Source organism: Paracoccus sp. J55 (genome assembly GCF_000513975.1).
Lineage (GTDB): Bacteria > Pseudomonadota > Alphaproteobacteria > Rhodobacterales > Rhodobacteraceae > Paracoccus.
Genome location: NZ_KI911333.1, coordinates 36,127 through 61,998, shown reverse-complemented (window position 1 = coordinate 61,998; position 25,872 = coordinate 36,127). Strand labels below are relative to the sequence as shown.

General features: G+C 69.1%; 22 protein-coding genes. 13 read left to right on the top strand and 9 right to left on the bottom strand.

Annotated elements, in window-relative coordinates; translation table 11 throughout:
* The first annotated feature begins 390 nt into the window (after nucleotides 1-390).
* Nucleotides 391-1,581 (top strand): multidrug effflux MFS transporter, encoded by a 1,191-nt coding sequence (locus tag PARJ55_RS0120880; RefSeq protein WP_028714719.1) that lies wholly within the window; start codon nucleotides 391-393, stop codon nucleotides 1,579-1,581.
* Between the two features lie 4 nt (nucleotides 1,582-1,585).
* Here PARJ55_RS0120880 and PARJ55_RS0120875 read toward each other — a convergent pair whose 3' ends face one another.
* From PARJ55_RS0120875 to PARJ55_RS0120865, 3 genes are all read right to left on the bottom strand, one after another.
* Entirely contained in the window at nucleotides 1,586-2,566 is a 981-nt protein-coding gene (locus PARJ55_RS0120875; RefSeq protein WP_028714718.1) for a siderophore-interacting protein, read from the bottom strand.
* A gap of 74 nt (nucleotides 2,567-2,640) precedes the next feature.
* Nucleotides 2,641-3,702, bottom strand: coding sequence for a bifunctional DNA-binding transcriptional regulator/O6-methylguanine-DNA methyltransferase Ada (ada, locus tag PARJ55_RS0120870; RefSeq protein WP_028714717.1), 1,062 nt, complete (start codon nucleotides 3,700-3,702; stop codon nucleotides 2,641-2,643).
* A 99-nt stretch (nucleotides 3,703-3,801) separates the two neighbouring features.
* Nucleotides 3,802-4,506, bottom strand: coding sequence for a helix-turn-helix domain-containing protein (locus PARJ55_RS0120865; protein WP_028714716.1), 705 nt, complete (start codon nucleotides 4,504-4,506; stop codon nucleotides 3,802-3,804).
* Between the two features lie 299 nt (nucleotides 4,507-4,805).
* Between PARJ55_RS0120865 and PARJ55_RS0120860 the strand changes: the two genes are divergently transcribed.
* From PARJ55_RS0120860 to PARJ55_RS0120830, 7 genes are read left to right on the top strand one after another with little or no spacing between them, the layout of a single operon-like run.
* Nucleotides 4,806-7,496 carry an MFS transporter gene (locus PARJ55_RS0120860; RefSeq protein ID WP_232215768.1) on the top strand — a complete coding sequence of 897 codons (2,691 nt, stop codon included), beginning with the start codon at nucleotides 4,806-4,808 and terminating at the stop codon, nucleotides 7,494-7,496.
* A 19-nt stretch (nucleotides 7,497-7,515) separates the two neighbouring features.
* Nucleotides 7,516-11,265, top strand: a complete 3,750-nt coding sequence (locus PARJ55_RS0120855; protein WP_028714714.1) for a nitrate reductase subunit alpha — start codon at nucleotides 7,516-7,518, stop codon at nucleotides 11,263-11,265.
* Nucleotides 11,262-12,779, top strand: coding sequence for a nitrate reductase subunit beta (gene narH, locus PARJ55_RS0120850; protein WP_028714713.1), 1,518 nt, complete (start codon nucleotides 11,262-11,264; stop codon nucleotides 12,777-12,779). Before PARJ55_RS0120855 ends, narH begins: the two co-directional genes overlap by 4 nt.
* Nucleotides 12,776-13,465, top strand: coding sequence for a nitrate reductase molybdenum cofactor assembly chaperone (gene narJ, locus PARJ55_RS0120845; RefSeq protein ID WP_028714712.1), 690 nt, complete (start codon nucleotides 12,776-12,778; stop codon nucleotides 13,463-13,465). Before narH ends, narJ begins: the two co-directional genes overlap by 4 nt.
* A gap of 13 nt (nucleotides 13,466-13,478) precedes the next feature.
* Nucleotides 13,479-14,165, top strand: a complete 687-nt coding sequence (narI, locus tag PARJ55_RS0120840; protein ID WP_028714711.1) for a respiratory nitrate reductase subunit gamma — start codon at nucleotides 13,479-13,481, stop codon at nucleotides 14,163-14,165.
* 11 nt (nucleotides 14,166-14,176) lie between these two features.
* Nucleotides 14,177-14,974 (top strand): peptidyl-prolyl cis-trans isomerase, encoded by a 798-nt coding sequence (locus PARJ55_RS0120835; RefSeq protein ID WP_232215767.1) that lies wholly within the window; start codon nucleotides 14,177-14,179, stop codon nucleotides 14,972-14,974.
* Entirely contained in the window at nucleotides 14,974-15,486 is a 513-nt protein-coding gene (locus PARJ55_RS0120830; RefSeq protein ID WP_028714709.1) for a DUF2478 domain-containing protein, read from the top strand. The genes PARJ55_RS0120835 and PARJ55_RS0120830 overlap by 1 nt, the downstream gene beginning before the upstream one ends.
* Before the next feature lie 58 nt (nucleotides 15,487-15,544).
* On the opposite strand, the gene PARJ55_RS0120825 is transcribed toward PARJ55_RS0120830, so the two are convergent.
* From PARJ55_RS0120825 to PARJ55_RS0120810, 4 genes are read right to left on the bottom strand one after another with little or no spacing between them, the layout of a single operon-like run.
* On the bottom strand, nucleotides 15,545-16,759 hold the full coding sequence (locus PARJ55_RS0120825) for an NnrS family protein (RefSeq protein ID WP_028714708.1): 1,215 nt from the start codon (nucleotides 16,757-16,759) through the stop codon (nucleotides 15,545-15,547).
* 23 nt (nucleotides 16,760-16,782) lie between these two features.
* The gene (locus PARJ55_RS0120820) at nucleotides 16,783-17,673 is read right to left on the bottom strand and encodes a U32 family peptidase (protein ID WP_028714707.1); all 891 of its coding nucleotides are present in this window, start codon (nucleotides 17,671-17,673) and stop codon (nucleotides 16,783-16,785) included.
* 2 nt (nucleotides 17,674-17,675) lie between these two features.
* Nucleotides 17,676-18,668 (bottom strand): peptidase U32 family protein, encoded by a 993-nt coding sequence (locus tag PARJ55_RS0120815; protein WP_028714706.1) that lies wholly within the window; start codon nucleotides 18,666-18,668, stop codon nucleotides 17,676-17,678.
* Nucleotides 18,668-19,201 carry an SCP2 domain-containing protein gene (locus PARJ55_RS0120810; protein WP_028714705.1) on the bottom strand — a complete coding sequence of 178 codons (534 nt, stop codon included), beginning with the start codon at nucleotides 19,199-19,201 and terminating at the stop codon, nucleotides 18,668-18,670. Before PARJ55_RS0120810 ends, PARJ55_RS0120815 begins: the two co-directional genes overlap by 1 nt.
* 122 nt (nucleotides 19,202-19,323) lie before the next feature.
* Between PARJ55_RS0120810 and PARJ55_RS0120805 the strand changes: the two genes are divergently transcribed.
* The 3 genes from PARJ55_RS0120805 to ric are packed head-to-tail and all read left to right on the top strand — an operon-like array spanning nucleotide 19,324 to nucleotide 22,032.
* Nucleotides 19,324-20,793, top strand: a complete 1,470-nt coding sequence (locus PARJ55_RS0120805) for a UbiD family decarboxylase (protein WP_028714704.1) — start codon at nucleotides 19,324-19,326, stop codon at nucleotides 20,791-20,793.
* Entirely contained in the window at nucleotides 20,790-21,374 is a 585-nt protein-coding gene (locus tag PARJ55_RS0120800) for a UbiX family flavin prenyltransferase (RefSeq protein WP_028714703.1), read from the top strand. The genes PARJ55_RS0120805 and PARJ55_RS0120800 overlap by 4 nt, the downstream gene beginning before the upstream one ends.
* Nucleotides 21,367-22,032 (top strand): iron-sulfur cluster repair di-iron protein, encoded by a 666-nt coding sequence (ric, locus tag PARJ55_RS0120795; RefSeq protein WP_028714702.1) that lies wholly within the window; start codon nucleotides 21,367-21,369, stop codon nucleotides 22,030-22,032. Before PARJ55_RS0120800 ends, ric begins: the two co-directional genes overlap by 8 nt.
* 50 nt (nucleotides 22,033-22,082) lie before the next feature.
* On the opposite strand, the gene PARJ55_RS0120790 is transcribed toward ric, so the two are convergent.
* Both PARJ55_RS0120790 and PARJ55_RS0120785 read right to left on the bottom strand, forming a co-directional pair.
* The gene (locus PARJ55_RS0120790) at nucleotides 22,083-22,355 is read right to left on the bottom strand and encodes a DUF6522 family protein (protein ID WP_028714701.1); all 273 of its coding nucleotides are present in this window, start codon (nucleotides 22,353-22,355) and stop codon (nucleotides 22,083-22,085) included.
* A gap of 151 nt (nucleotides 22,356-22,506) precedes the next feature.
* Entirely contained in the window at nucleotides 22,507-22,950 is a 444-nt protein-coding gene (locus tag PARJ55_RS0120785) for a pseudoazurin (protein ID WP_028714700.1), read from the bottom strand.
* Nucleotides 22,951-23,175: 225 nt separating this feature from the next.
* Between PARJ55_RS0120785 and PARJ55_RS0120780 the strand changes: the two genes are divergently transcribed.
* Together PARJ55_RS0120780 and PARJ55_RS0120775 are read left to right on the top strand one after the other, a co-directional pair.
* A complete protein-coding gene (locus PARJ55_RS0120780) occupies nucleotides 23,176-23,685 on the top strand; it encodes a hypothetical protein (protein ID WP_028714699.1) in 510 nt (169 codons plus the stop codon).
* Nucleotides 23,682-25,859 (top strand): NosR/NirI family protein, encoded by a 2,178-nt coding sequence (locus PARJ55_RS0120775; RefSeq protein WP_028714698.1) that lies wholly within the window; start codon nucleotides 23,682-23,684, stop codon nucleotides 25,857-25,859. Before PARJ55_RS0120780 ends, PARJ55_RS0120775 begins: the two co-directional genes overlap by 4 nt.
* The last annotated feature ends 13 nt before the right edge of the window (nucleotides 25,860-25,872 follow it).

The window sequence follows — 25,872 nt, the reverse complement described above, 5'->3', positions numbered from 1 at the left end:
ATCAGCCACCTTGTTCATGGCGCCAATGTTGCATGTCAGGCGCACCTGTCAAGCCATGGCGACGGAGGCCGCAATTTTTACCAGTACAGGACGGCGGCGCCCAGCAGCCCCAGCAGACCAGCCACCTGCGCCATGAAGATAAGGTGATAGATCCTCATCCGCGTGCTCCGCGTTCAGAATCCGGGAAAAATCGTGATTTCATCCTGCCGGGCGCCGCCGGGCTTGGGAAGCCCGAATCCGGGCATTCTGAACATTTATCAATTCCGGCCGGCGGGACGGGGTTGCGCCCGGCGCGGCGCTGTGGCAGGCAGGGCGCCTGCGGCGGCGAACGGTCCTTGGCGCGATTCTGCGTCCGCAATCCTCATATCTGATATATCCACGGGTTTTCCCATGCGCGATCCCCTGTTTCGCATGGCCCTGCTTCTGGGCCTGCTTTCCGCCGTCGGTCCCTTCGCGATCGACATGTATCTGCCGGCGCTGCCGCAAGTGGCCAGCGACCTGCACACCACCGAGGCCGGGGCGGCGCTGACGCTGACCTCGTATTTCATCGTCTTCGGCTTCGCCCAGATGATCTACGGCCCGATGGCCGATGCGGTCGGGCGCAAGAAGCCGCTGGTGATCGGCGTGTCGATCTTTCTGGTCGCCACCGTGGCGGCGAGCCTGGCGCCGACCATCGGCTGGCTGATCGCCGCCCGCGCCCTGCAGGGCCTGGGTGCGGCGACGCTGATGGCGGTGCCGCGCGCGGTGATCCGCGACATGGCGACCGGACCCGCGGCGGCCAAGATGATGGCGGCGATCATGATCGTGATCTCGGTCTCGCCGATGCTGGCGCCGCTGACCGGATCGGCGGTGCTGGCCTTCGGCGGCTGGCGCGAGATCTTCGCCGTGCTGGCCGCGGCGGCGCTGCTGAGTCTGGGGCTGATCCTGTTCGCGCTGCCCGAGACCCTGCCGGCCGAGCGGCGCCGGCCCGTGCGCCTTGCGGCCATGGCGGCGGGGGCGCGGCGGCTGCTGGCCGACCGGCGCTTTCTGGGCCTGACCATGATCGGCGGCTTCGGCATGGCCAGCTTCTTCGTGTTCCTGGCCTCGGCGAGCTTCGTCTATACGCGGCAATACGGGCTTAGCCCGACCGGGTTCTCGCTGGCCTTCGCGGTGAATGCCATCGGCTTCTTCTCGGCCTCGCAATTCGCCGGCCGGCTGGCGGAACGCTTCGGGATGGAGCGGGTGATTTCGCTGGCGATCACCGGCTTTGCCGGGCTGTCGCTGGCCCTGTCGCTGGTGGTGCTGGCGGGCTTCGACGCGCTGCCCGTGGTGATCGCAGGGCTGTTCCTGGCCAATGCCTGCCTGGGGCTGGTGATGCCGACGGCCATGGTCATGTCGCTGGACCCGCATCCCGACATCGCCGGGCTTGCCTCGTCGCTGGGCGGCACGCTGCAGATGCTGACCGGAGGGCTGATGATCGCGGTGACCGGGCCCTTCCTGGACAATACTGCGGCGACCATGGTGCCGGCGATCACGCTTTGCGCGGCGCTGGCCTGGGGGGCGGCGGCAGCCTCGCTGCCGCGGCTGCGCATCCTGGCCTGAGGCGTCAGCCCCAATAGGCGGCGGCGGTGAATTCGCGCTTGGCCAGTCCGCGCGCGGCAAGCCGCCGCCGCGCCTCGCGCGCCTCATGCGCGGGGCCGGCGAACCAGACATGGCGGTTCTCCTGCGCCGCATCGAAGCCGGCGGCGTCCAGCGCCGCCAGCAGGTCGTCGCAGCGGATGACGCGCGGGTCGCGGGCCAGTTCGGCCAGATCTTCGGGCGCGGCGCGCAGGAAGGCATGAACCTCGCCCCGCGCCTGTTCCAGCATCCGGGCGATGGCGGGCAGGGCGGTTTCGTCGCCAAAGAGCCACAGCCGGCCGGCCTCGGGGCAACCGCCGCCGCCGGGCCCGATCAGCCCGACCGGATCGCCGGGCCGGGCGCGATCCGCCCAGTCGCAGGTCGGGCTGGCCGCATGGCGGAAGATGTCGAAATCCACCCAGTCGTCCCGCTGCGCGGCCACGGTATAGACGGCGCGATGCGGCGCGTCCGGCCCCTCGGGCCAGACGGTGCGGCCGCTGGCGGCGATGCGCGGCCAAAGCGGGATGCGTCCCTTCGGCGGCAGCAGCAGGCGGAAATGCAGCGAGCCTTGGCCGAAACGGGCGGCGTCCTCGCCGGCGACGCGGACGCGCAGGAAGCCGGGCGTGCGCGGGCTGACGTCGACCACCCGCATCAGCGACAGGCCGGGGGCCAGCGCCCCCGTCTCGACCCTGTCCCAGCCGATGGACAGGCCCAGTTCGTCGAACAGCGTGGTAGCGGTGTCCTGCAGGTTGCCGATCAGTCGCTTTTCCGGCGCGCTGAGCTCGATCCTCGCCGTGTCGCCGTCGCGGATCAGCGCCATTTCGCAGCCCCACAGATGCAGCGTCAGGCTGTCGGCGGTCTCGATCGCCTCGATCTCCCATTCGGCGGCGCGAGCCTTCAGCGCGGCGGCGGCCGCGCCCGCGGCCGAGCCGAGCGTCCCGGTGCTGCGATAGGGTCTGATCGGGAACATGGCGCGTCCTTCCGCATGGCGCAGGTCGGGACGGATATATACCCAAGAAAAACTCTCGGCAATATGTCCCGGAGCTATGCCGCGCCCTCGCGGTCGAGCAGGGCGCGCTTGCGCGCCACGCCCCAGCGATAGCCCGACAGCGCGCCGTCGCTGCGCACCACCCGGTGGCAGGGGATGGCGACGGCGATGTCGTTCGCGGCGCAGGCTTGCGCCACGGCGCGGCTGGCCTGCGGCGCGCCGATGCGGCGGGCGATCTCGGCATAGCTGGCGGTGGCGCCGGGCGGGATCTGGCGCAGGGCCTGCCAGACCCGCTGCTGGAAGGCGGTGCCGCGGATGTCCAGCGGCAGGTCCAGCCCGATTCCGGGTGCCTCGACGAAGCCGACGACGCGGGCGACGAGGGTCTCGAATTCCGGGTCGCCGCCGATCAGCGTGGCGGCGGGGAAACGGTCCTGGAAGTCGCGCAGCAGCGCCTCGGGGTCGTCGCCAAGCGCGATGGCGCAGATGCCGCGCCGGCTTTGCGCGACCAGGATGGCGCCAAGCGCGCATTGCCCCAGCGCGAAGCGGATCTCGGCCCCCGCACCGCCCTTGCGCCAGGCCGAGGCCGTCATGCCCAGCATCCCGTCGGCGCCCTCATAGAAGCGGCTGTTCGAGCTGAAGCCCGCCTCGTAGATCGCGCCGGTGACGCTGACGCTATCGGCCAGCCGGGCGCGCAGCCGGCCGGCGCGATGCGCGGCGGCATAGGCGCGCGGCGTCAGTCCGGTCGCGGCCTTGAACTGGCGGTGAAAATGGAACGGGCTGAGGCCCGCGGCCTCGGCCAGTGCCCCGAGGCTAGGCGGCGTGTCCGAGTCCTCGATCAGCCGGCAGGCGGCGGCGACCAGCGCCGCATTGGCCTCGGCCACCGAGGCGCCGCGGGGATTGCAGCGCCGGCAGGGACGAAAGCCCGCCGCCTCGGCCTGATCGGGCGAGGCATAGAGGGTCACGTTCTGCGGCTTGGCCCGCCGGGACGGGCAGGAGGGGCGGCAATAGACCCCGGTGGTGCGCACGGCATAGACGAAGGCGCCATCGACCGCCGCGTCGCGCGCCAGCACCTGCTGCCAGCGCGGATCGCTTTCGGTGGGAATCGGGGCGTGATCCATGGCAGGAACCTTTCTGCTGCGTCATTCCTGCTATCATATCTAGGGCGCGGGCGGGACCGCCGCACTCCGCCGCTTGCGGCCGAATTCCGCCGTCGCGGGTCAGGGAATGTTCAGCGCCGTGTCCAGCAGGCTGTCGGGACGGACCAGATCCGTCAGCGCGCCCAGGTCGGTGATGGTGACGCGCATGCCGTCGATATGCACGCCATGCTCGCGCAGCGCCCGGAAGGCGCGCGAGAGGCTTTCCGGCGTCATCCCCAGATACGAGGCCAGCAGCCGCTTTTCCTGCGGCAGAACGAAACCCTGCGCGCCCCCGGCGGCCGAGAACCGCTGCAGCAGATAGGCCCCCAGCCTTTCGCGGGCGTTGCGCAGCTTGAGGTTCTTGGCATGGCGCACGAGGTTGCGATAGCCCTCGGACAGCTCTTGCACCGTGGCCAGCGCAAAGCCGGGGTCGCGGGCGAAGGCCCCGCGCACGTCCACCGCCGGGATCAGCACGATGCGCGAGCGTTGCAGGGTGCGCGCCGACATCAGATAGGGCGCGTCGCGCATGCAGGCGGCCAGGATGAAGGTGGCGACCGGCTGGACCACGGCCATGGTGGTGTCGCGTCCCTGCCAGTGGGCATAAAGCTCGACCGCGCCTTCCAGCACCACATGCAGGAAATTCGCGCCCTCGCCCTGGCGGATCAGCTCGAGCTGCGCGGGAAAGACCTGGTCATAGGCCGCATGCAGCAGCGCGTCGAAGGCCGGGCTGGTCATGTCGCGGAACAGCGGCAGGTTGCGGATGTCGTTGCGGTCCTCTTCGCGCATGGGCTGTCCTTGGGAGTGGCTGCGGAATCGCCTCCTGTCTGGCATTGATCTTGATTTTCGTCAATCAGAGAGCAGGCATTTGTCATATGGCCGCGACATGAAACCGCAGCCACGCCTGGATAATTTGCAGGGCGTCCCGGCACAAAAGCGAAATCCGGTCGGTTTTGCCGCTCCGCAGCGCAGAAGTTGACCCAGATCAAACCTGCCCCGCCGGCCGCGTGATGGGTGAGCCGCAGAAACGGCGCGCGAAAGACCCAATCGGAGCATCCGCCATGTCGGACCCACGATCCCCGTCCCCGATGCAGCAGCAGAAGGCGCTGTGGCTCAGCACCACCGCCTTCACGCTGTGCTTCGCCGTCTGGACGATCTTCTCCATCATCGGCATCACCATCAAGGACGAGCTCGGCCTGACCGAGTTCGAATATGGCGTGCTGATCGCCACACCTATCCTGACCGGCTCGCTGATCCGGCTGATCCTCGGCGTCTGGACCGAGCGTTACGGCGGGCGGCTGGTGTTTTCGCTGCAGATGCTGTTCACCGGCCTTGCCACCTGGGCGCTGACCTGGGCCGAGAGCTATGCGGGCTTCCTGCTGGCCGCGCTTGGCGTCGGTCTGGCGGGCGGTTCCTTCATCATCGGCGTCGCCTATGTCTCGAAATGGTTCCCGGCCCAGCGGCAGGGGACGGCGCTCGGCATCTTCGGCATGGGCAATGTCGGCGCGGCGGTGACCAAGTTCATCGCCCCCTTCATCCTGGTGGCCTGGGGCTGGCAGGCCGTGGCGCAGATCTGGGCGGTGGGCATCGCGCTGATGGGCGTGGTCTTCCTGCTGGTCGCGCGCGACGACCCCGATTTCGAGGCGCGCCGTGCCGAGGGCATCGCCGCGCCCAGTTTGGCCGAGCAGTTCGCGCCGCTGAAAAGGCTGCAGGTCTGGCGCTTCGCGTTTTACTATTTCTTCGTCTTCGGCGGCTTCGTCGCCCTGGCGCTGTGGCTGCCGCATTACCTGACGCAGGTTTACGGCGTCGATCTGCGGGTCGCCGGCATGGCGGCGGCGGCCTTCAGCCTGTCGGCCAGCATCTTTCGCGCCTATGGCGGCATCCTGTCGGACCGCTTCGGCGCGCGCACGGTGATGTACTGGACCTTCGGCTTCAGCGCGCTGTTCCTGTTCATGCTGTCCTATCCGCCGACCGACTACACCATCCGCGGCATGGACGGGCCGATCTCGTTCTCGACCGAGATGGGGCTGTGGCCCTTCGTGGTCACGCTGTTTGCACTGGGCTTCTTCATGAGCCTGGGCAAGGCCGCGATCTTCAAGCACATCCCGGTCTATTACCCGAACCATGTCGGTGCGGTGGGCGGGCTGGTCGGCATGATCGGCGGCCTTGGCGGCTTCGTCCTGCCCATCGTCTTCGGCGCGCTGCTGGACCTGACCGGCATCTGGACCTCGTGCTTCGCCTTGCTCTTGCTGGTCGTGGTGGTGTCCATGGGCTGGATGCACCTCTCGATCCGCGCCATGGAGCGGCAGGCGCAGGGCCGGGCCCTGGACCGGCTGCCGAACTTTCCCGAACTGGCCGAGGTGCATGACCCCGAGCGCACGGTGATGCCGCGCGTGCTGGACGACTGGCGTCCCGAGGACCCGGCATTCTGGTCCGAAAAGGGCCGCCGGATCGCCAGGCGCAACCTGTGGATCTCGATTCCGGCGCTGCTGCTGGCCTTCGCGGTCTGGATGGTCTGGTCGGTGGTGGTGGCCAAGCTGCCGCAGATCGGCTTCGGCTTCAGCCAGGACCAGCTGTTCTGGCTGGCGGCGCTGCCGGCGCTGTCCGGGGCCACGCTGCGCATCTTCTACAGCTTCATGGTGCCGATCTTCGGCGGGCGGCTGTGGACGACGCTTTCCACCGCCTCGCTGCTGATCCCGGCCATGGGCATCGGCTATGCGGTGCAGGATCCGACGACGCCCTATCTGATCTTCGTCGCGCTGGCGCTGCTGTGCGGGCTCGGCGGGGCCAATTTCGCCTCGTCCATGGCCAATATCAGCTTCTTCTTCCCGAAATCGGAAAAGGGCAGCGCCATGGGGCTGAACGCCGGCCTCGGCAACCTGGGCGTCTCGGTGATGCAGTTCCTGGTGCCCATCGTCATCACCATGGGCGTCTTCGGTGCCATGGGCGGCGCCCCGCAAGAGCTTTCGGACGGCGGCCGGCTGTGGATGCAGAACGCCGGATTCGTCTGGGTGCCCTTCATCATCGCCTCGACCGTGGCGGCCTGGCTGGGCATGAACGACATCGCCGACGCCCGCGCCAGCTTCCGCGAGCAGGCGGTGATCTTCACCCGCAAGCACAACTGGGTGATGTGCCTGCTTTACATCGGCACCTTCGGCAGCTTCATCGGCTATTCGGCGGGCTTCCCGCTGCTGACCGGCCTGGCCTTCCCCGAGGTGAACGCGCTGCAATTCGTGTTCCTGGGGCCGCTGGTCGGCGCGCTCAGCCGGGCCGGCACCGGCTGGCTGGCGGACCGGGTCGGCGGCGGGCGGGTGACCTTCTGGGTCTTTGCCGGCATGATCGCCTCGGTCGCGCTGGTCATCCTGTCGCTGCAGGCGCTGTCCTTCGCCGGCTTCTTCGCGGGTTTCATGGCGCTGTTCTTCTTTACCGGGGTCGGCAATTCCTCGACCTTCCAGATGATCCCCGTGATCATGCGCAAGGAGATCGCCCGGCTGGAGCCGCAGCTTTCGCCCGAGGATCGCCGCCGCCAGTCGGACCGCGAATCCGCCGCGATCATCGACTTCACCAGCGCGATCGGGGCCTATGGCGGCTTCTTCATCCCCAAGGCCTACGGCAGCTCGATCGCGCTGACCGGATCGGCGCTTGGCGCGCTCTGGGGCTTCCTCGGCTTCTACGTGCTCTGCCTTGCCGTGACCTGGGTCTTCTACACCCGGCCGGGCGGCCTTCTGCACGACATCGAACGCGGCCGCGCCCCCGCCGGCGCCGCCACCCCTGCCTGAGAATTCCAAGGAGACAGCTATGAGCCATCTGCTGGACCGCCTGAACTTCCTGAAACCCGCCCGCAAGGACGTGTTCGCGGAAGGGCATGGCCAGACCACGACCGAGAACCGCGACTGGGAGGACACCTATCGCTCGCGCTGGCGGCACGACAAGATCGTCCGCTCGACCCACGGGGTCAACTGCACCGGTTCCTGTTCGTGGAAGATCTACGTCAAGTCCGGGATCGTCACCTGGGAGACGCAGCAGACCGACTATCCCCGCACCCGGCCGGACCTGCCCAACCACGAGCCGCGCGGCTGCGCGCGCGGCGCCTCCTACAGCTGGTATCTCTATTCCGCGAACCGGGTGAAGACGCCGCTGATCCGCGGCCGGCTGATGCGGCTCTGGCGCGAGAAGCGCAAGACCATGACGCCCATCCAGGCTTGGACAGCGATCCAGACCGACCCGGCCGCGCGCGAAAGCTATACCCGCATCCGCGGCAAGGGCGGTTTCGTGCGCGCGACCTGGGACGAGGCGACCGAGATCGTCGCCGCCGCCAATGCCTATACCGCAAAGACATACGGCCCCGACCGGGTCTTCGGCTTCTCGCCGATCCCGGCCATGTCGATGGTCTCCTATGCAGCCGGCACGCGCTACCTGTCGCTTCTGGGCGGGACCTGCATGTCCTTCTATGACTGGTATTGCGACCTGCCGCCTGCCTCGCCCCAGACCTGGGGCGAGCAGACCGACGTTCCCGAAAGCGCGGATTGGTACAACGCGGGCTACCTGCTGCTCTGGGGCTCGAACGTGCCGCAGACCCGCACGCCCGACGCGCATTTCTATACCGAGGCGCGCTATCGCGGCACCAAGTCGGCGGTGATCTGCCCCGACTATTCCGAGGCCGCGAAATTCGGCGACATCTGGCTGAACGCCAAGCAGGGCACCGATGCGGCGCTTGGCATGGCCTTCGGCCATGTCATCCTGCGCGAATTCCACCTGGACCGGCAGGCCGAGTATTTCGAGGATTACTGCCGCCGCTATTCCGACATGCCGATGCTGGTGCGGCTGGAGGAACGCGACGGCCGCCTCATCCCCGGCCGCCAGCTGCGCGCCAGCGATTTCGACGGCGCGCTGGGGCAGGCGAACAACCCGGAATGGAAGACGGTCGCCATCGACGAGACCACGGACCGCATCGTGGTCCCGAACGGTTCCGTGGGCTTCCGCTGGGGCGAGGAGGGGCGCTGGAACCTGGAGCAGAAGGCGGGCGGGGACGAGGTCCGGCTGAAGATGAGCCTGGTGCTCGACGAGGATCGCGACGACGTCGCCGGCGTCGATTTCCCCTATTTCGGCGGTGCCGCGACCAACGGCTTCGCGGTGGACGACCGCGGCGCGGTGCTGACCCGCAACGTTCCGGTCAAGCGCCTGACCCTCGCCAATGGCGAGGAGGCGCTGGTCGCCACGGTCTTCGACCTCATCTGCGCGAACTACGGCCTCGACCGCGGCCTGGGCGGCGGGAACGTCGCGCGCGACTATGACGCCGACGTGCCCTTCACACCGGCCTGGGCCGAGCGCATCACCGGCGTGCGCCGCGACAAGATCATCCAGGTGGCGCGGGAATTCGCCGCCAATGCCGAAAAGACCAACGGGCGGTCGATGGTCATCATCGGCGCGGCGATGAACCACTGGTTCCATATGGACATGAACTATCGCGCCGTCATCAACATGCTGGTGATGTGCGGCTGCGTCGGCCAGTCCGGCGGCGGCTGGGCGCATTACGTCGGCCAGGAAAAGCTGCGCCCGCAGACCGGCTGGACGGCGCTGGCCTTCGCGCTGGACTGGGCGCGGCCGCCGCGGCACATGAACTCGACCTCGGCCTTCTACGCCCATACCGACCAGTGGCGCTACGAGACGGTGAGCGCCAGGGAGATCCTTTCGCCCACCGCGCCGGCAGGCGACTGGGACCGGCTGAGCCTGATCGATTACAACATCCGGGCCGAGCGCATGGGCTGGCTGCCCTCGGCGCCGCAGCTGCGCCAGAACCCGCTGGAGGTGGGCCGCGCCGCCAAGGCCGAGGGCATCGCGGTCAAGGATTACGTCGCCCGCGAGTTGAAATCCGGCCGGCTGGAAATGTCCTGCGAGGACCCGGACGCGCCCGAGAACTGGCCGCGGAACCTGTTCGTCTGGCGCTCGAACCTGCTGGGGTCCTCGGGCAAGGGGCATGAGTACTTCCTCAAGCACCTTCTGGGCACCGATCACGGCGTGCAGGGCAAGGACCTGGGCGAGGAAGGCGGCGTGAAGCCCGTCGAGGCCGCCTGGCACGACCGGGCGCCCGAGGGCAAGCTGGACCTGCTGGTCACCATCGACTTCCGCATGTCCACCACCGCGGTCTATGCCGACATCGTCCTGCCGACCGCCAGCTGGTACGAAAAGGACGACATGAACACCTCGGACATGCATCCCTTCATCCACCCGCTGCAGGCGGCGGTGGACCCGGCCTACGAATCGCGGACCGATTGGGAGATCTTCAAGTCCATCGCCCGCAAGTTCTCGGAGATCGCGCCCGAGGTGCTGGGGGTCGAGACGGACGTGGTGCAGCTGCCCCTGCAGCACGACAGCCCCGGCGAGATCGCCCAGCCCTTCGTGCAGGACTGGAAGCGGGGCGAATGCGAGCTGATCCCCGGCAAGACCGCGCCGGCCTATATCGAGGTGACGCGCGACTATCCGAACCTCTACCGGCGCTTCACCGCGCTGGGGCCGCTGATGGAGAAGCTGGGCAATGGCGGCAAGGGCATCAGCTGGGACACCAGGGACGAGGTGCATCACCTGCAGGCGCTCAACGGCCGGGTGACCGAAGAGGGCCCGACCAAGGGCATGGCGCGGATCGAGACGGCCATCGACGCCGCCGAGGTGGTGCTGATGCTGGCCCCCGAGACCAATGGCGAGGTGGCGGTCAAGGCCTGGCAGGCGCTTGGCCGCGCCACCGGGCTCGACCACAAGCACCTGGCCGAGGTCAAGGAGGACGAGAAGATCCGCTTCCGCGACATCGCCGCCCAGCCGAGGAAGATCATCTCCTCGCCCACCTGGTCGGGTATCGAAAGCGAGGAGGTCTGCTACAATGCCGGCTGGACCAACGTGCACGAGCTGATCCCGTGGCGCACCGTCACCGGCCGCCAGCAGCTTTATCAGGACCACGAATGGATGCGCGCCTTTGGAGAGGCCTTCGTCACCTGGCGGCCGCCGGTCGATCTGAAGACCATCGGCGCGGATGCCCGGAAATCGCTTGCCGCCGGCGAGAAGCACGTGGTGCTGAACTTCCTGACCCCGCACCAGAAATGGGGCATCCATTCCACCTATTCCGACAACCTGCTGATGCTGACGCTGAACAGGGGCGGCCCGGTGGTCTGGATCTCGGAGATCGACGCGCAGAAGGCCGGGCTGGTCGATAACGACTGGGTCGAGGTCTTCAACAGCAACGGCGTCATCGCCGCCCGCGCGGTGGTCAGCCAGCGCATGAAGGAAGGCAGCATGTTCATGTATCACGCGCAGGAAAAGATCGTGAACACGCCCGGCAGCCAGATCACCGGCAAGCGCGGCGGCTTCCACAACTCGGTCACCCGCATCGTGCTGAAGCCGACCCATATGATCGGCGGCTATGCGCAGCTGGCCTATGGCTTCAACTATTACGGCACGGTGGGGGCCAACCGGGACGAATTCGTCATCGTCCGCAAGATGAACAAGGTCGACTGGCTCGACCAGCCCGCAACCCAAGCGACGGAGGCAGCGGAATGAAAGTGCGTGCGCAAATCGGCATGGTGCTGAACCTGGACAAGTGTATCGGCTGCCATACCTGCTCGGTGACCTGCAAGAACGTCTGGACCTCGCGCGAGGGCGTCGAATACGCCTGGTTCAACAATGTCGAGACCAAGCCCGGCATCGGCTATCCCAAGGATTGGGAGAACCAGAGGCGCTGGAACGGCGGCTGGGTGCGGACGAAATCCGGCCATCTGCAACCCAGGCAGGGCGGCAAGTGGCGCATCCTGGCGAATATCTTCGCCAATCCCGACCTGCCCGAGATCGACGATTTCTACGAGCCCTTCGATTTCGACTACGATCACCTGAAATCCGCGCCCGAGATGCAGGCCTTCCCGACCGCCCGGCCGCGTTCGAAGATCAGCGGCCAGCGGATGGAGAAGATCGAATGGGGCCCGAACTGGGAGGAAATCCTGGGCGGCGAGTTCGAGAAACGCAGCAAGGACTACAATTTCGAGGGCGTGCAGAAGGACATCTACGGGGAATATGAAAACACCTTCATGATGTATCTGCCGAGGCTGTGCGAGCATTGCCTCAATCCGGCCTGCGTCGCCTCCTGCCCCTCGGGCGCGATCTACAAGCGCGAGGAGGACGGCGTGGTGCTGATCGACCAGGACAAGTGCCGGGGCTGGCGGATGTGCGTCTCGGGCTGCCCCTACAAGAAGATCTATTACAACTGGTCCACCGGGAAGTCGGAAAAATGCATCCTGTGCTATCCGCGCCTTGAATCGGGCCAGCCCACGGTCTGTTCGGAAACCTGCGTCGGCCGCATCCGCTATCTGGGCGTGATGCTTTACGATGCCGACAAGATCGCCGAGGCGGCCGCATCCGAAAGCGAGATGGACCTTTACGACGCGCAGCTCGGCGTCTTCCTGGACCCCAATGACCCCGAGGTGATCGCTGCCGCCCGCGCCGAGGGCGTGCCCGAGGACTGGATCAGGGGCGCGCAGAAATCGCCGATCTGGAAGATGGCGATGGAGTGGAAGATCGCCTTCCCGCTGCATCCCGAATACCGCACCCTGCCGATGGTCTGGTATGTGCCGCCGCTGTCGCCGATCCAGAACGCCGCCGAGGCGGGCAAGATCGCCGCGCAGGACGACATGCCCGACGTGCGCAGCCTGCGCATCCCGCTGCGCTACCTGGCGAACATGCTGACCGCGGGCGACGAGGCGCCGGTGGCGGCGGCGCTGGAGCGGATGCTGGCCATGCGCAGCTACATGCGCTCGAAGACCATCGACGGCGTGGTGAATCTGGGCGTCGCCAAGCGCGTCGGCCTGACCCCGCAGCAGATCGACGAGATGTATCACCTGCTCGCCATCGCCAATTACGAGGACCGCTTCGTCATCCCGACCACGCATCGCGAGATCGTCGAGGACGCCTATGACCTGCGCGGCGGCTGCGGCTTTACCGACGGGCATGGCTGCTCGTCCGGCAACAGCCCCTCGCTTTTCGGCGGCAAGAAGTTCCGCAGCCCGCAGGAGTTCATCGCATGAAAAGCTTCAAGGCCCTTTCGGCGCTGCTTTCCTATCCCGGCGAGGAGCTGATCGCCGCGCTGCCCGAAATCGACGCCGTGCTGCATGCCGAGGGGCTGCTTGGCCCCAAGCGCATGGAAGAACTCGGCCAGCTGCTGCAGGAACTGCGGCAGGGCGACCTCTACGACCTGCAGGAACGCTATGTGCTGCTCTTCGACCGCTCGCGCAGCCTGTCGCTGAACCTGTTCGAGCATGTGCACGGCGAAGGCCGCGACCGCGGCGGCGCCATGGTGGACCTGCTCGAGACCTATCGCGCCGGCGGCTTCGATCTGGCGGGGTCGGAACTGCCCGACCATCTGCCGGTGCTGCTGGAATACCTGTCGACCCGGCCCCTGCCCGAGGCCGAGGCGCTTCTGGCCGATGCCGCGCCCATCCTCGTCGCGCTGGCCGAGCGTCTGACCCGGCGCGAGACGGCCTATGCCGCCGTGCTTGCCGCGCTGGTCGCGCTGGTGGTGACCGAGCCCGCCGAACTGCCCGAAGACCTGGCCGCCGTCCCCGACGACGATCCCGAGGATCTGGCGGCGCTCGATGCCGTCTGGGAGGAGGCGCAGGTCACCTTCGGCCCCGATCCCAATGCCGGCTGCCCGGTCAGCCGCGACATCCTGGCCCGCATGGACGCCCCGCGCGTCCCCAACCCGGCGCAATGAGCAGGAGGCGCAGATGAACAACTTCCTTTTCGGCATCTACCCCTATATCGCCATCACGGTGATGATCCTCGGCTCGATCATCCGCTACGATCAGGACCCGTTCAGCTGGAAGTCGAAATCCAGCCAGATCCTGCGGCGGCGGCAATTCGTCATCGGCTCGGTCCTGTTCCATGTCGGCGTGCTGGTGATCTTCTTCGGCCATCTGGTCGGGCTTCTGACCCCGATCGCGGTCTTCGATGCCATCGGCATCAGCCATGGCGCCAAGCAGGTGCTGGCCATGACCGCAGGCGGCATCGCGGGGGTCATGGCGCTGGTCGGCGGCGGGATGCTGCTGCATCGCCGGCTTTACGATCCGCGGGTGCGCGCCCATACCACCCTGGCCGATACCGGCATCCTGGTGCTGCTGGTCGCGCAGCTGGTGCTGGGGCTCATGACCATCCTGGTCTCGATGCAGCATCTGGACGGGCATGAAATGACGCTGCTGATGTCCTGGGCGCAGGGCATCGCCTATTTCCGCGCCGGGGCGGCCGAGCATCTGGCCAATGCGCATTGGCTCTTCAAGCTGCATATCCTGCTGGGCCTGACCATCTTCCTGCTGTTCCCCTTCACCCGGCTGGTGCATATGATCTCGGCCCCGCTGCGCTATCTGTGGCGGCCGGGCTATCAGATCGTGCGCTCCAGGCGTCATCCGGCGGAGTGACGGCGATGCAGATGAAACCGCTCTTGCCGCCGGTCGTCGTGAACGGCGTGACCATCGACCCCGGCCGCATCGCGGCCGAGGCGCAGAACCATCCTGCGCCCAAGGGCAAGCCCGGCCATGCCTGGCGCGCCGCCGCCCGGGCGCTGGCGGTGCGCGAGATTCTGTTGCAAGAGGCGCGCGCCCGGGGCATCGCCGCCGAGCCGGCCGAGCTTGCCCCCGGCCAGTGGGAGACCGAGGAGGAGGCGGCGATCCGCGCCCTGCTGGATCGGGCCATCCGTCCCGAGCCCGCAGACGAGGCGGCGCTGGCCGCGCATTACGCCGCCCATCCCGAACAGTTCCGCGCGCCCTCGCTCTACGAGGCGGCGCATATCCTGTTCGCCGCCGCGCCGGACGACGCCCCGGCGCGTGCCGAGGCGCGCGCCCGGGCCGAGGCGGTGCTGGCCGAGCTGAGCGCCGCGCCGCGCCGCTTTGCCGAACTGGCCGCGCATCACAGCGCCTGTTCGTCGAAGACCGCCGGCGGGGTGCTGGGGCAGCTGAGCTCGGGCGATACCGTCCCCGAGTTCGATGCCGTGCTGGCCGGCATGGAGGAGGGGACGCTGGCGCTGGCCGAGACGCGCTACGGCCTGCATGTCATCCGCCTCGACGCCCGGGCGCGGGGCGAGGTGCTGCCTTTCGCAGCCGTGCTGCCGCAGCTGCGCCAGGCGCATGATAAGGCGGCCTGGCTGCGCGCCAGCCGCGCCTATGTGGACCGGCTGGTCGCGGGGGCCAGGATCTCCGGCGTCTCCTTCCGGCGCGATGGGGGCATCTGATGCGGCTGGCCTATGTCAGCCTGCCCGGGCGCGGCGCCAACGACCGCTTCCTCGCCGCCATCGCCGGACGGGCGCAGGCAGCGGGGCTGCGGCTGGCCGGGACGGTGCACACCAACCCGCGGCGCGAGGGGCGCATTAAATGCGACATGGACCTGCGGGTGCTGCCCGACGGCCCGGTGCTGCGCATCAGCGAGGATCGCGGCGACGGTGCGCGCGGCTGCCGGCTGGATGCGGGGGTCCTTGAGGCGGCGGTGCTGGGCGTCGCCGCGGCGCTGCCCGGTGCCGACCTGCTGCTGGTCAACAAGTTCGGCAAGCAGGAATCCGAGGGGCGCGGCTTTGCGCCGCTGATCGCCGAGGCGCTGTCGCGCGGCATCCCGGTCCTGGCCGGGGTGAACGGGCTGAACCTGCCGGCCTTCCGGGCCTACGCCGACGGGCTTGCCACGCAGCTTCCCGCCGATGAGGCGATGGTGCTGGACTGGTGCCGGGCGGCCTGCGCGCCGCATCCCGCCTGAGGCAAGACCCCCATGGCGAAAAGGCCCGGTCCTCGGACCGGGCCTTTTGGCTTTCTCGTCAGGCGGTGCGGCCCGGCCCCGAGACCGGCTTCCTGGCGATCTTCGGTCCCGCCAGCACCGGCAGGTAAAGCAGGGCGAAGCCGCCGAAGGCCAGCAGCCACAGCGTGCCCGACAGATGCAGCAGCCAGACCTGCGCCGGAAGCAGCCCGGCCAGCAGCCGCAGCGCCACCGAACCGAGAAGCGCCAGATAAAGCGCCGTGGTGCCGCGCCCGGCATGCAGGGCCCGGCCGCTATGGCCAAGGCTCGCACGGCTCATCACCGCCAGGGTCATCAGCCCGATGGTGCCGGCCAGCCAGACATGCCGCGCCGGCGCCGCCGCGAGCAGCCCGAAACCCGCCGCCGCCTCGGCCCAGAAGCCGAGCGCCAGCAGGGCATAGGCCAGGTGCAGCACCCAGAGCAGCGGCTCGGCCCCGGTCTGCACACCCTGCCAGCGCGCCAGCCGCCACAGATGCGCCGCGCCGCAGGCCAGCATCAGCCAGGGCATGGCGGAAGCGTCGGGCGCGGCGACGAAGCCGGCCAGCGTCAGCGCCGTCAGGCCCAGCACCGCACCGTCGCCGCGACCGAAGGCGGCCGGCAGGCGCCCGGCGCCGCGCGCCGCCAGCCAGTTGCGGGTGAAGCTGGGGATGATCCGTCCGCCGATCAGCGCGATCAGGATCAGCGCCGCGGCCAGTCCAAGGCGCATGCCCAGGCCCTCGAAGGCCGCGCCGCCGCGGGCGGCCTCGATGTGAAACAGCGCGTTGCCAGCGGTGAACAGCCCCAGCAGCGCCAGCACCGGCAGGTTGCGCCAGTTCCGGCCGCGCAGGACCTCGCGCGCAAGAAAGGCCAGCAATGCCAGACCCAGCGCCAGATCGGCCAGCATCACCAGCCGCCAGTCGATCAGCCCCGAGACCGCGACCGCGACCCGGCCCAGAAGCCACAGCCCGACCAGCCCGGCCAGGGGTGCGCCCATCACCGGCAGCCGCCCGGTCCAGTTCGGCACCGCCGTCAGCAGGAAGCCGGCGATGACCCCGGCCAGGTAGCCGTAAAGGAATTCATGGGCGTGCCAGCTGAACGGGTCGAAGGCCAGCGGCAGGATCTCGGCCCCGCCGAGCATGGCGACCCAGATCGCCATGGCCAGCGCCGCCCAAAGCGCCGAGAGCAGGAAGAACGGCCGGAAACCGTAGCTGAAGAGCACCGGGCCGCGATAATTGCGCATGCGTTCCGAGGTGGACATCGCGCGTCTCCGTCAGACATGGATCAGGGGCAGGCGGCGGCACCGGCGCGCGCCTCGAGGAAGCCCTGCGAGAACACCGCGCCGGGCTGGATGCGGCGCAGGTCGGCCAGGGCATCGCGCGCGGAAAGCCCGCTGTCCAGCAGGCGCGCGTAAAGCCCGGCCACGGCCGCGAAATCGCCCGGTTGCGGCGACAGCCGCAGCGCGCCGATGCCGGCCTCGCGCAGGGCGCCGATCTGTCCCGCGACGCTCATATGCGTATAGCTCAGCGTCTGGACGCCGTTCACGGTCAGGAAGGGCTGGCCCTCCAGCGTCTCGACCGTGCGGCCGTCGGGGTCTTCGGCGCAGACGAACTGGCAGCTGTCCTTGGCGCGGTCGTGCAGCCGCGCGTGATAGCAGCGTCCCGAGATCGCCAGCGGCGCCCGGCCATGGCCCCAGACCTCGACCGCGACGCCCGCATCGGCCCCGGCACGAGCGAGATGCGCGACCGAGTCCAGCGGCAGCTCGGGCGGCAGGCAGATGCGGCGCGCGCCTCGCGACGCCAGCCATTCCAGCGTGCCCTCGTTATAGACGTTGACCGTGGGGCCGACCCAGAAGGGCGCCCCCTCGGGCAGGTGTTCGAGCGCGGTCAGGTCCGCGATCTCGACCGGCAGGCCCGAGGCGAACAGCTCGGCCGTCTGCCGGCGCTCGCGCTTGAGCGTGATCAGCGTCAGCGTGGACAGCGCCACCTCCTTGCCGGCGGCTTGCAGCACCTCGACCGCGGCGGGGATCTCGTGCTGCCAGAAGGGCAGGCGCTTCGAGCAGACCCATTCGCCGATCACCACCCGCTTGACGGGGGTTTCGGCCAGGCTCCGGTAGAATTCGCGGACCTGGTCCGCGTTCCAGAAAAAGGCGATGGGGCCGACGGTCAGGTCCATGGTCATCTCCAGGTCTTGGCATAGGCGCCGGTGGTCGCGGCCTGGCCCTCGGTCAGCCGCGCAAGCAGTCCCTCGGGCATGGGCGCGCCCTGTTCGGCGGCCTCGACGGCGGCGCGGAAGGCGCGCACCACCTGCGCCACATAGGCGCGCGAGCGTTGCCGCCCCTCGATCTTCAAGGCGCGGACCCCGGCCTTCTGCAGCGCCGGGATCAGCCGGGTCGCGTCCAGGCTGACCGGATCCTCGAAGATATGGCCGGTCTGGCTGTCCCCCTTGCCATCGGGCGAGGTGAAGCAGCCCTTGCACAGCGTCGGATAGGGCACCGGCATGCCCTTGGGCGTGCGGTGGATCAGGAAATCGCCCAGCCGCGCCTCGTGATTGCCGCCGACATCGGCATAGGCGACGTGGCTGGCGGGCGAGCAGACGCCGTTCATGTTCGGCGACAGCCCGGTGGCATAGGAGGAAAGCGAACAGCGCCCCTCGGCCATCACGCAGAGCCCGCCGAAGACGAAGACCTCGGTTTCCACGTCGATCTCGCGGTTGATGGCGGTGATCTCCTCGACCGACAGCACGCGCGGCAGAACCACCCGGCGGATGCCGAAGGTCCGGGCATAGAAGTTGATCGCGTCGGGATTGGCGGCGGCGGCCTGCACCGACAGGTGCAGCCGCAGGCCGGGATGGGCCTCGGCCGCATGGGCGATCAGGCCCAGATCGGCCAGGATCACCGCATCGGCGCCCAGCCGGGCGGCGTCGGCCACGGCGCGGTGCCACAGCGCCTGGTCGCCGGCGCGCGGGAAGGTGTTGATCGCCACCAGCACATGCGCGCCGCGCGCATGGGCATAGGCCACGCCCTCGGCCAGTTCCTCGCGGCTGAAGTTCAGGCCGGGGAAGTTGCGGGCGTTCGTCTCGTCGGCAAAGCCGCAATAGATCGTGTGCGCGCCGGCATCGACCGCTGCGCGCAAGGCTGCCGGGGTCCCGGCGGGGCAGACCAGTTCCATCATGGCGTCACCTCCTGCCGGGACAGGACCAGCCCGCTTTTGCGGGCGACGAGCTCCGAGCCGCGGCGCAGCCAGCGGTCCAGCGGCCGGCCGGAAAGCGCCGCCAGCTCCTCGGTCAGGTCCAGTTCGGCATCGTCCAGCGCATTGCGCAGCGCCAGCACCGCCGAAGTGTCGCCGGAAATCTGCAGCTCGCCGGAAAAGAACAGCGCATCGCCGTCCTCGGCGCCGTGCAGCATGGCGAGGAAGGCGGCCAGCCCGCCCCGGATCGCGGCGTCATGCGCCGGCTCGGGCGCGCGGCGCGAATGGGCGGCCAGCCGCCGCGCTTCGGGCTCCATGAGCAGCAGGAAGGGCCCGTCGCTGACATCGAGCAGGAAGCGCGCCCGGCCATGCGGGCCGAGCCGCGACAGGATCGCGGGCCGGCGGGCGGCGATGCGGCGCAGGAATGCCGTCAGGGCCAGGCCAAGGGCCCGGCGGGCAAGGGGCGGGGGCGGAAGCCGCATCAGCAGCGGCGTCAGGGCGGGGCGCTGGGTCATGTCCAAGGTCTAGGCCGGTCAATCGGCGCTGTGATTGATCTTCGTCAAGCCCCGGCCGGAATTCCTCGCCTAGCTTGCACCCATGACCCGCCCGCCTTGCCGCGGGCCTGCCGGAGCCTTCGATGCGCAGCCTTCCCTCCTTCCCCGATCTGCGGGCCTTTCTTGCCTGGCTGGAGGCGCGGGGCGAGCTTGCGCGCATCGCCGAGCCCGTCTCGCCCCGCCATGAGATGACCGCGGTGCAGCTGGCCTGCCTGCGCCGCGGCGGGCCGGCGCTGCGCTTCGACCGGCCCGGGGAATCGCGCATTCCGGTCGTCGCCAACCTGTTCGGCACCAGGGCGCGGGTCGCGGCCGGGCTGGGGCTGCAGCCCGACGAGATCGCGGGCTTCGGCGCATTCCTCGCCGCCTTGCGCAGCCCGGCCCCGGTCGAGGGCATGCGCGACGCCATGTCGCGCTGGCCGATGCTGCGCGCGGCGCTGGCGACGCGCCCGAAGCTCATGCGCAACGGCCCGGTGCAGGAGGCCGCGCTGCCCGGCCTCGATTCGCTGCCCGTGCAGACGCCCTGGCCCGGGGATGGCGGGCCGCTGATCACCTGGCCGGTGGTGCTGACGCGGCCGCAGGACAGCCGGGCCGAGGACCTGGCGCGCTACAACCTGGGCGTCTATCGCGCGCAGGTGCTGGGGCCGGACCGGCTGATCCTGCGCTGGCTGGCGCATCGCGGCGGGGCGGCGCATCACCGCAGCTGGGCGCGGGCGGGCGAGCCGATGCCCGTCGCCATCGCGCTTGGCGCCGATCCGGCGCTGCTGCTGGCCGCCGCGCTGCCCTTGCCCGAGACGGTGTCCGAGCTTGGCTTTTCCGGCGTGCTGCGCGGTGCGCGGGCGGAACTGGTCGCGGCGCAGACCGTGCCGCTGATGGTGCCCGCCCGGGCGGAAGTGATCGTCGAGGGCTGGATCCATCTGGGCGAGACGGCGCCCGAAGGCCCCTTCGGCGACCATACCGGCTATTACAATGCCGTCGAACCCTTCCCGGTCATGCGCGTCAGCCGCATCACCTGCCGCGACGAGCCGCTTTATCTCTCGACCGTCACCGGCCGGCCGCCCGACGAGCCCTCGGTCATCGGCGAGCTGTTCAACGAACTCGCCCTGCCGGTGATCCGCGCCCAGATCCCCGAGGTCACCGACCTGTGGCTGCCGCCCGCCGCCTGTTCCTATCGCATGGCGGTGGTGGCGATCGACAAGCGCTATCCCGGCCAGGCGCGGCGGGTGATGATGGCGCTGTGGGGGATGCTGCCGCAATTCAGCTATACCAAGCTGGTCGTCGTGGTGGACCGCGACATCGACGTGCGCAACTGGGACGACATCGCCTGGGCGATCTCGACCCGGATGGACCCGGGGCGCGATGCGATGCTGATCGACCGCACGCCGATGGATTACCTCGACTTCGCCTCGCCCATCGAGGGGCTGGCGGGCAAGCTGGGGCTGGACGCCACCACCAAGATCGGCGCCGAGACCGGGCGGGAATGGGGTCGGGTCATGCAGCTTGACCCCGCCCATGAGGCGCGGGCCGAGGCGCTGCTTGCCACGGTGCTGCCATGAGGGTGGTGCTGGGCGTTTCCGGCGCCTCGGGCGCGGTGCTGGCGCTGGATTGCGCCCGCGCGCTGACCCGCGCCGGGGCCGAGATCGATCTGGTCGTCTCGGCCATGGCCGAGCGCACGCTGGTCGAAGAGGCCGGCCCCGGCGCGCTGCGCGACCTGCAGGCGCTGGCCACGCGCGTGCATGCGCAGCGCGACCTGGGGGCCGGGATCGCCTCGGGCTCCTGTCCGGTCGCCGGCATGATCGTCGCGCCCTGCTCGATGCGCAGCCTTGCCGCCATCGCGCATGGTTTCGACGACGGGCTGCTGACGCGCGCCGCCTCGGTGCAACTGAAGGAGCGCCGGCCGCTGGTCCTGCTGGCGCGCGAGGCGCCGCTGACGCTGGCGCATCTGGAAAACATGCAGGCCGCGACCCGGATGGGCGCGGTGATCCTGCCACCCGTGCCGGCCTTTTACCTGCGTCCGCAGAGCCTGGCCGAAGCCACCGCCCAGATCGCCGCCCGCGCGGTCGATCTGCTGCGCCTCGGCCCGCCGCTCGCCCGGGCCTGGACCCCTGCCCAAACCGATGGAGAACGCCATGACTGAGATCACCCTTGCCCCCGACAGCATCGTCGGCGACATCGCCGCCCGGCTGCCCGGCGCCGCCGAGGTCTTTCGCCGCGCCGGCATCAGCTTCTGCTGCGGCGGCAACCTTCCCCTGGCCGAGGCCGCGGCCAAGGCCGGCGCGGCCCTGCCGGCGCTGACCGCCGAGCTGCAGGCGCTGATCGACCGCGCCGGGCGCGACGCGCCGGCCGAGACACCGGCGCTGATCGACCACATCCTGACGCGCTATCACGACACCCATCGCGAGGAGCTGGCCTGGCTGATCGGCCTCGCCCAGCGGGTCGAAACGGTGCATGGCGACCATGACGAGGCGCCCCTGGGCCTGACCGAGGCGCTGCTGGCGCTGCGCGACGAGCTCGAATCGCATATGGCCAAGGAAGAGACGGTGCTGTTCCCCGCCATCCTGCAGGGCGCCGGCGCCATGCTGGCCGGGCCGATCCGCATCATGCAGGCCGAGCACGAGGATACCGGCAGCCAGCTGCGCCGGATCGAGCATGTCACCCATGGCCTGACCCTGCCGGTCGGCGCCTGCGGCTCGTGGACGGCGCTATATACCGGCTTGCGCAAGCTTTGCGACGACGTGGTCGCCCATATCCATCTGGAGGAGGAAGTGCTGTTCCCGCGCGTGCTGGCGGCCTGACCGGGCCGCGCGGCCCCTCGGCGCCGCGGCGCCGGGGGCTTGCCCGGCGTTCAGCCCCCCGCGGGGGTGCGGGTCGGGATGGCGAAGCGGGCGCGCTTCAGGATCGTGCCCGCGGCGTCGATGGTCAGGCGCAGCGCCTGGCCCCGGAAAAAGAAGGTCAGGCGGTGGCGGCCGGCATCCTCGCCCTCGCCCGTCTCGCAGCGGGTGGTGATGCGGTTCTCGCGCAGCAGCTCGGGCACCCGGCCGGGATCGAGCCCGAAGGCCGAGGCCAGTTCCTGCGCCTCGACCACGAAACCGCTTTCGGTCAAGTCGATCCTGTCCATGGCTGCTTCCCCGTGATCGTCATGGCCGGGATATGGGGACCCGCGCGGCGTTTTGCCATGGCCGGGCGGGGCGTTCCGCCTGACTTTTGTCAAAAACAAGGCGCGGGCGACCCCAGTCGCGCCGCGCCTTCCGCTGCTGCTGGCCGCCGGGTCAGTTGACCTGCGCCAGTTCGGCATCCAGGCGCTCGCGCGCCTTCTTGGGCATCTTCGCCGTCTTGGCCGCGTCGAGATTCGCCGGCTCGTCGCCGACCTGCACCAGCGCCACCATGCCCATGCCGAAATGCGGCGTGCATTTCACGCCATACAGGCCGGGCTCGGTGACGGTCAGCGTATAGGCCTCGTTGATCTTGCTTTTGAAGGTTTCCACGCCTTCGGGCAGGATCTCCTTGATGGCTTCGACATTGTGGCTCTTGTCGGTCGGGATGAAGTTGATCACGTCGCCCGGCTCGGCCCGGACAAAGGCCGGCTCGAACACCATGGGGCCGGCTTCGCCCTTGTTCAGCATGTGCACGTCATGGGTTTCGGCGAATGCGGGGGCGGCAAGACCAAGCGCCAGCAGGGCTCCGGCGGCAGCGGCGAGGGATTTGTGGAACATCGTGTTCTCCTTGGGTGGTCCGGGCGGCAAACCCGCCCTTCGCCCGTCTTCCTAGACCCTTTCCGCGGCCCGCAGCTTGAGCAATGTCAAATGCCGAGGGAAAAACTTGGGCTCTTGGCTTGACAGATTGTCGCAGCTGCGACCGGCTGTCGCTTTTCCGGCCTCGGGTCGCATTGCTTGACCTAAATCAACGCGGAGTGCGGGGCCGGGGCATAGACGGGGGGCATGTGCCGCCGCGCGAACCATAACCGGGCCCGATCCCCCATCACCCTTGCCGCGATCCTGCTGCTGTTGCTGGCGGGATGGGCAGGGACCGGCGCCGCCATGCCGGCGCATCTGGCGGCGGCGCTGACCGGGCCGCTGCAGGAGGTCGTGCTTTGCGCCGAGGGCCATGCCCGGACGGTCTGGCTGGACGCCGAGGGCAACGAACATCCTGCGCCGCAGGAATGCCGCGACTGCCCGGTCTGCCATCCCCCCATGCTGGCCGCCGGCCCCGAGCCGTGCCTGCCGGCGGGGCCGGGACAATGGCTGCGCCAGGCCGGGCCGCTGCCGGGGGCGCAGGTCCGCGGCGCGGGCCGGCCGCTGATGGTGCTGGCGCGCGGCCCGCCGTCTTTCCTTTCTGCCCGGACCGTCACGGTCCTGTCGCCTGCGGGCGAAAGCCTTCGGCCGGTTGCGGCCGAGCCGCGCCTAACGAAGCGCGGGGCCCGGGCATTTGCCATGGATGCCCGAGCATGAAGATCCTTCGCCTTGTCCTCGCCCTTGCGCTGCTGATGCTGCCGGCGCAGCCAGCGGCCGCCGAAAGCGTGCTGGCCCAGCTTCTGCCGGAGCAGAACGCGGCCGATCTGGTGCCCGGCGCCGAGGGGTTCGGGCCGATCCGCCCGGATCTGGCCGTCGCGCCGGTGCTGAAGGGCGGCGAAACCGTCGCCCATGCCTTCGTCACCTCGGATTTCGTCGGCACCACCGGCTATTCCGGCAAGCCCATCCATACGCTGGTGGCGCTGGACCGGGATGCGAAGATCGCCGGCGTCCGGCTGGTCAAGCATTCCGAGCCCATCGTGCTGATCGGCATCCCCGAAGCCAAGGTCAAGGCGCTGGTCGAAGGCTATCAGGGCCTCGACCTGGTGGCCGAGGCCCGTTCGGGCGGCACCGCGCATGAGGTCGAGATCATCTCGGGCGCCACGGTCACGGTGATGGTGATCGACGATTCCATCGTCCGCTCGGGCCTGAAGGTCGCGCGCGCGCTGGGTCTTGGCGGCCTTGCCCCCGAAGCCGCGGCGACCGGCCCGACATTCGAGATCGATCCCGAGGCCGCCCCGCCCGCCGACTGGCACGAGATGGAGGGCGACGGCACGCTGCGCCGGCTGTCGCTGGATGTCGGCCAGGTGAACGCCGCCTTCGCCGCCAATCCCGACCCGCGCGCCGCCGAGCGCGCCCTGGCCCAGCCGCCGGAGACCACCTTCATCGAGATGCAGGCCGGGCTGGTCTCGGTCCCCGCCATCGGCGGGGCGCTGCTGGGCGCTGCGCAGGATGCGAACCTGAAAAGCTGGCTGGAACCGGGCGACCAGGCCATCGCGGTGATGGGGCGCGGGCTCTACAGCTTCAAGGGCTCGGGCTATGTGCGCGGCGGCATCTTCGACCGCATCGTGCTGATCCAGGACGACATCTCGGTCCGCTTCCGCGACCGCGACCACCGGCGCATGAACGCCATCGCCGCCGAGGGCGCCCCGGACTTCGCCGAGATGGACCTGTTCAAGATCCCCGCCGCCTCGGGTTTCGATCCGACGAAGCCCTTCCGTATCCAGTTGCTGGTCCAGCGCGAGGTCGGGCCGATCGACAAGGTCTTCCACACCTTCGACCTGGGTTATCAGCTGCCGCAGAGATACCTGCGCGGCGTGGCCGCGCCCCAGGCCGCGGCGCCCGCGGCCCAGCCCGACGAGAGCCAGGCCCAGGCCGAGCTGTGGAAGCGCATCTGGCTGGATTCCAAGCCCAAGATCGCCGGGCTCGGCGCCATGCTGCTGGTGCTGACCGGGGTGTTCTTCTTCCAGAGCTTCGCCACCCGCAACGAGCGCGCCTTCTATGTCTTCCGCATGGGCTTCCTGACCGTGACGCTGGTGTTTCTGGGCTGGTATGCCAATGCGCAGCTGTCGGTGGTGAACCTGATGGCGCTGTTCGGCAGCCTGGTGAACGGCTTCAGCTGGCAGGCCTTCCTGCTCGATCCGCTGACCTTCATCCTGTGGTTCGCGGTCGCGGCGGCGCTGCTCTTCTGGGGCCGGGGGGCCTATTGCGGCTGGCTTTGTCCCTTCGGCGCGCTGCAAGAGCTGACGAACCAGATCGCGCGCAAGCTGCGCATCCCGCAATGGACCCTGCCATGGGGGCTGCACGAGCGGCTCTGGCCGGTCAAATACATGATCTTCCTGGGCCTTTTCGGCGTCTCGCTGATGAGCGTGGAGCAGGCCGAGCATCTGGCCGAGGTCGAGCCCTTCAAGACCGCGATCATCCTGAATTTCGTTCGGGCCTGGCCTTTCGTGGCCTATGCGGCGGCGCTGCTGATCGCCGGGCTTTTCGTCGAGCGGTTCTATTGCCGCTATCTGTGCCCCTTGGGCGCGGCACTGGCGATCCCGGCCCGGATGCGTATGTTCGATTGGCTCAAGCGCTATCACGAATGCGGCAATCCCTGCCAGACCTGCGCCCGGCAATGCCCCGTGCAGTCGATCCACCCCACGGGCGAGATCAATCCCAACGAATGCATCAACTGCCTGCATTGCCAGGTGCTCTACCAGTCCGAGACCACCTGCCCGGTGGTGATCAAGAAATTGAAGCGGCGCGAGGCCGTGGCCGCCGGCAGCATGCCCAAGCTGGGCCAGCCGCCGGCCGGCCATCCCAACGCCGCCCGCAAGATTGAAGCTTAACCAGAAGGAGTTC

What these genes read in the sequence shown, in the direction of transcription:
- PARJ55_RS0120880 (WP_028714719.1), top strand. Translation starts at nt 391, where the DNA reads ATGCGCGATCCCCTGTTTCGCATGGCCCTGCTTCTGGGCCTGCTTTCC.
- PARJ55_RS0120875 (WP_028714718.1), bottom strand. Translation starts at nt 2,566, where the DNA reads ATGTTCCCGATCAGACCCTATCGCAGCACCGGGACGCTCGGCTCGGCC.
- ada (WP_028714717.1), bottom strand. Translation starts at nt 3,702, where the DNA reads ATGGATCACGCCCCGATTCCCACCGAAAGCGATCCGCGCTGGCAGCAG.
- PARJ55_RS0120865 (WP_028714716.1), bottom strand. Translation starts at nt 4,506, where the DNA reads ATGCGCGAAGAGGACCGCAACGACATCCGCAACCTGCCGCTGTTCCGC.
- PARJ55_RS0120860 (WP_232215768.1), top strand. Translation starts at nt 4,806, where the DNA reads ATGCAGCAGCAGAAGGCGCTGTGGCTCAGCACCACCGCCTTCACGCTG.
- PARJ55_RS0120855 (WP_028714714.1), top strand. Translation starts at nt 7,516, where the DNA reads ATGAGCCATCTGCTGGACCGCCTGAACTTCCTGAAACCCGCCCGCAAG.
- narH (WP_028714713.1), top strand. Translation starts at nt 11,262, where the DNA reads ATGAAAGTGCGTGCGCAAATCGGCATGGTGCTGAACCTGGACAAGTGT.
- narJ (WP_028714712.1), top strand. Translation starts at nt 12,776, where the DNA reads ATGAAAAGCTTCAAGGCCCTTTCGGCGCTGCTTTCCTATCCCGGCGAG.
- narI (WP_028714711.1), top strand. Translation starts at nt 13,479, where the DNA reads ATGAACAACTTCCTTTTCGGCATCTACCCCTATATCGCCATCACGGTG.
- PARJ55_RS0120835 (WP_232215767.1), top strand. Translation starts at nt 14,177, where the DNA reads ATGAAACCGCTCTTGCCGCCGGTCGTCGTGAACGGCGTGACCATCGAC.
- PARJ55_RS0120830 (WP_028714709.1), top strand. Translation starts at nt 14,974, where the DNA reads ATGCGGCTGGCCTATGTCAGCCTGCCCGGGCGCGGCGCCAACGACCGC.
- PARJ55_RS0120825 (WP_028714708.1), bottom strand. Translation starts at nt 16,759, where the DNA reads ATGTCCACCTCGGAACGCATGCGCAATTATCGCGGCCCGGTGCTCTTC.
- PARJ55_RS0120820 (WP_028714707.1), bottom strand. Translation starts at nt 17,673, where the DNA reads ATGGACCTGACCGTCGGCCCCATCGCCTTTTTCTGGAACGCGGACCAG.
- PARJ55_RS0120815 (WP_028714706.1), bottom strand. Translation starts at nt 18,668, where the DNA reads ATGGAACTGGTCTGCCCCGCCGGGACCCCGGCAGCCTTGCGCGCAGCG.
- PARJ55_RS0120810 (WP_028714705.1), bottom strand. Translation starts at nt 19,201, where the DNA reads ATGACCCAGCGCCCCGCCCTGACGCCGCTGCTGATGCGGCTTCCGCCC.
- PARJ55_RS0120805 (WP_028714704.1), top strand. Translation starts at nt 19,324, where the DNA reads ATGCGCAGCCTTCCCTCCTTCCCCGATCTGCGGGCCTTTCTTGCCTGG.
- PARJ55_RS0120800 (WP_028714703.1), top strand. Translation starts at nt 20,790, where the DNA reads ATGAGGGTGGTGCTGGGCGTTTCCGGCGCCTCGGGCGCGGTGCTGGCG.
- ric (WP_028714702.1), top strand. Translation starts at nt 21,367, where the DNA reads ATGACTGAGATCACCCTTGCCCCCGACAGCATCGTCGGCGACATCGCC.
- PARJ55_RS0120790 (WP_028714701.1), bottom strand. Translation starts at nt 22,355, where the DNA reads ATGGACAGGATCGACTTGACCGAAAGCGGTTTCGTGGTCGAGGCGCAG.
- PARJ55_RS0120785 (WP_028714700.1), bottom strand. Translation starts at nt 22,950, where the DNA reads ATGTTCCACAAATCCCTCGCCGCTGCCGCCGGAGCCCTGCTGGCGCTT.
- PARJ55_RS0120780 (WP_028714699.1), top strand. Translation starts at nt 23,176, where the DNA reads ATGTGCCGCCGCGCGAACCATAACCGGGCCCGATCCCCCATCACCCTT.
- PARJ55_RS0120775 (WP_028714698.1), top strand. Translation starts at nt 23,682, where the DNA reads ATGAAGATCCTTCGCCTTGTCCTCGCCCTTGCGCTGCTGATGCTGCCG.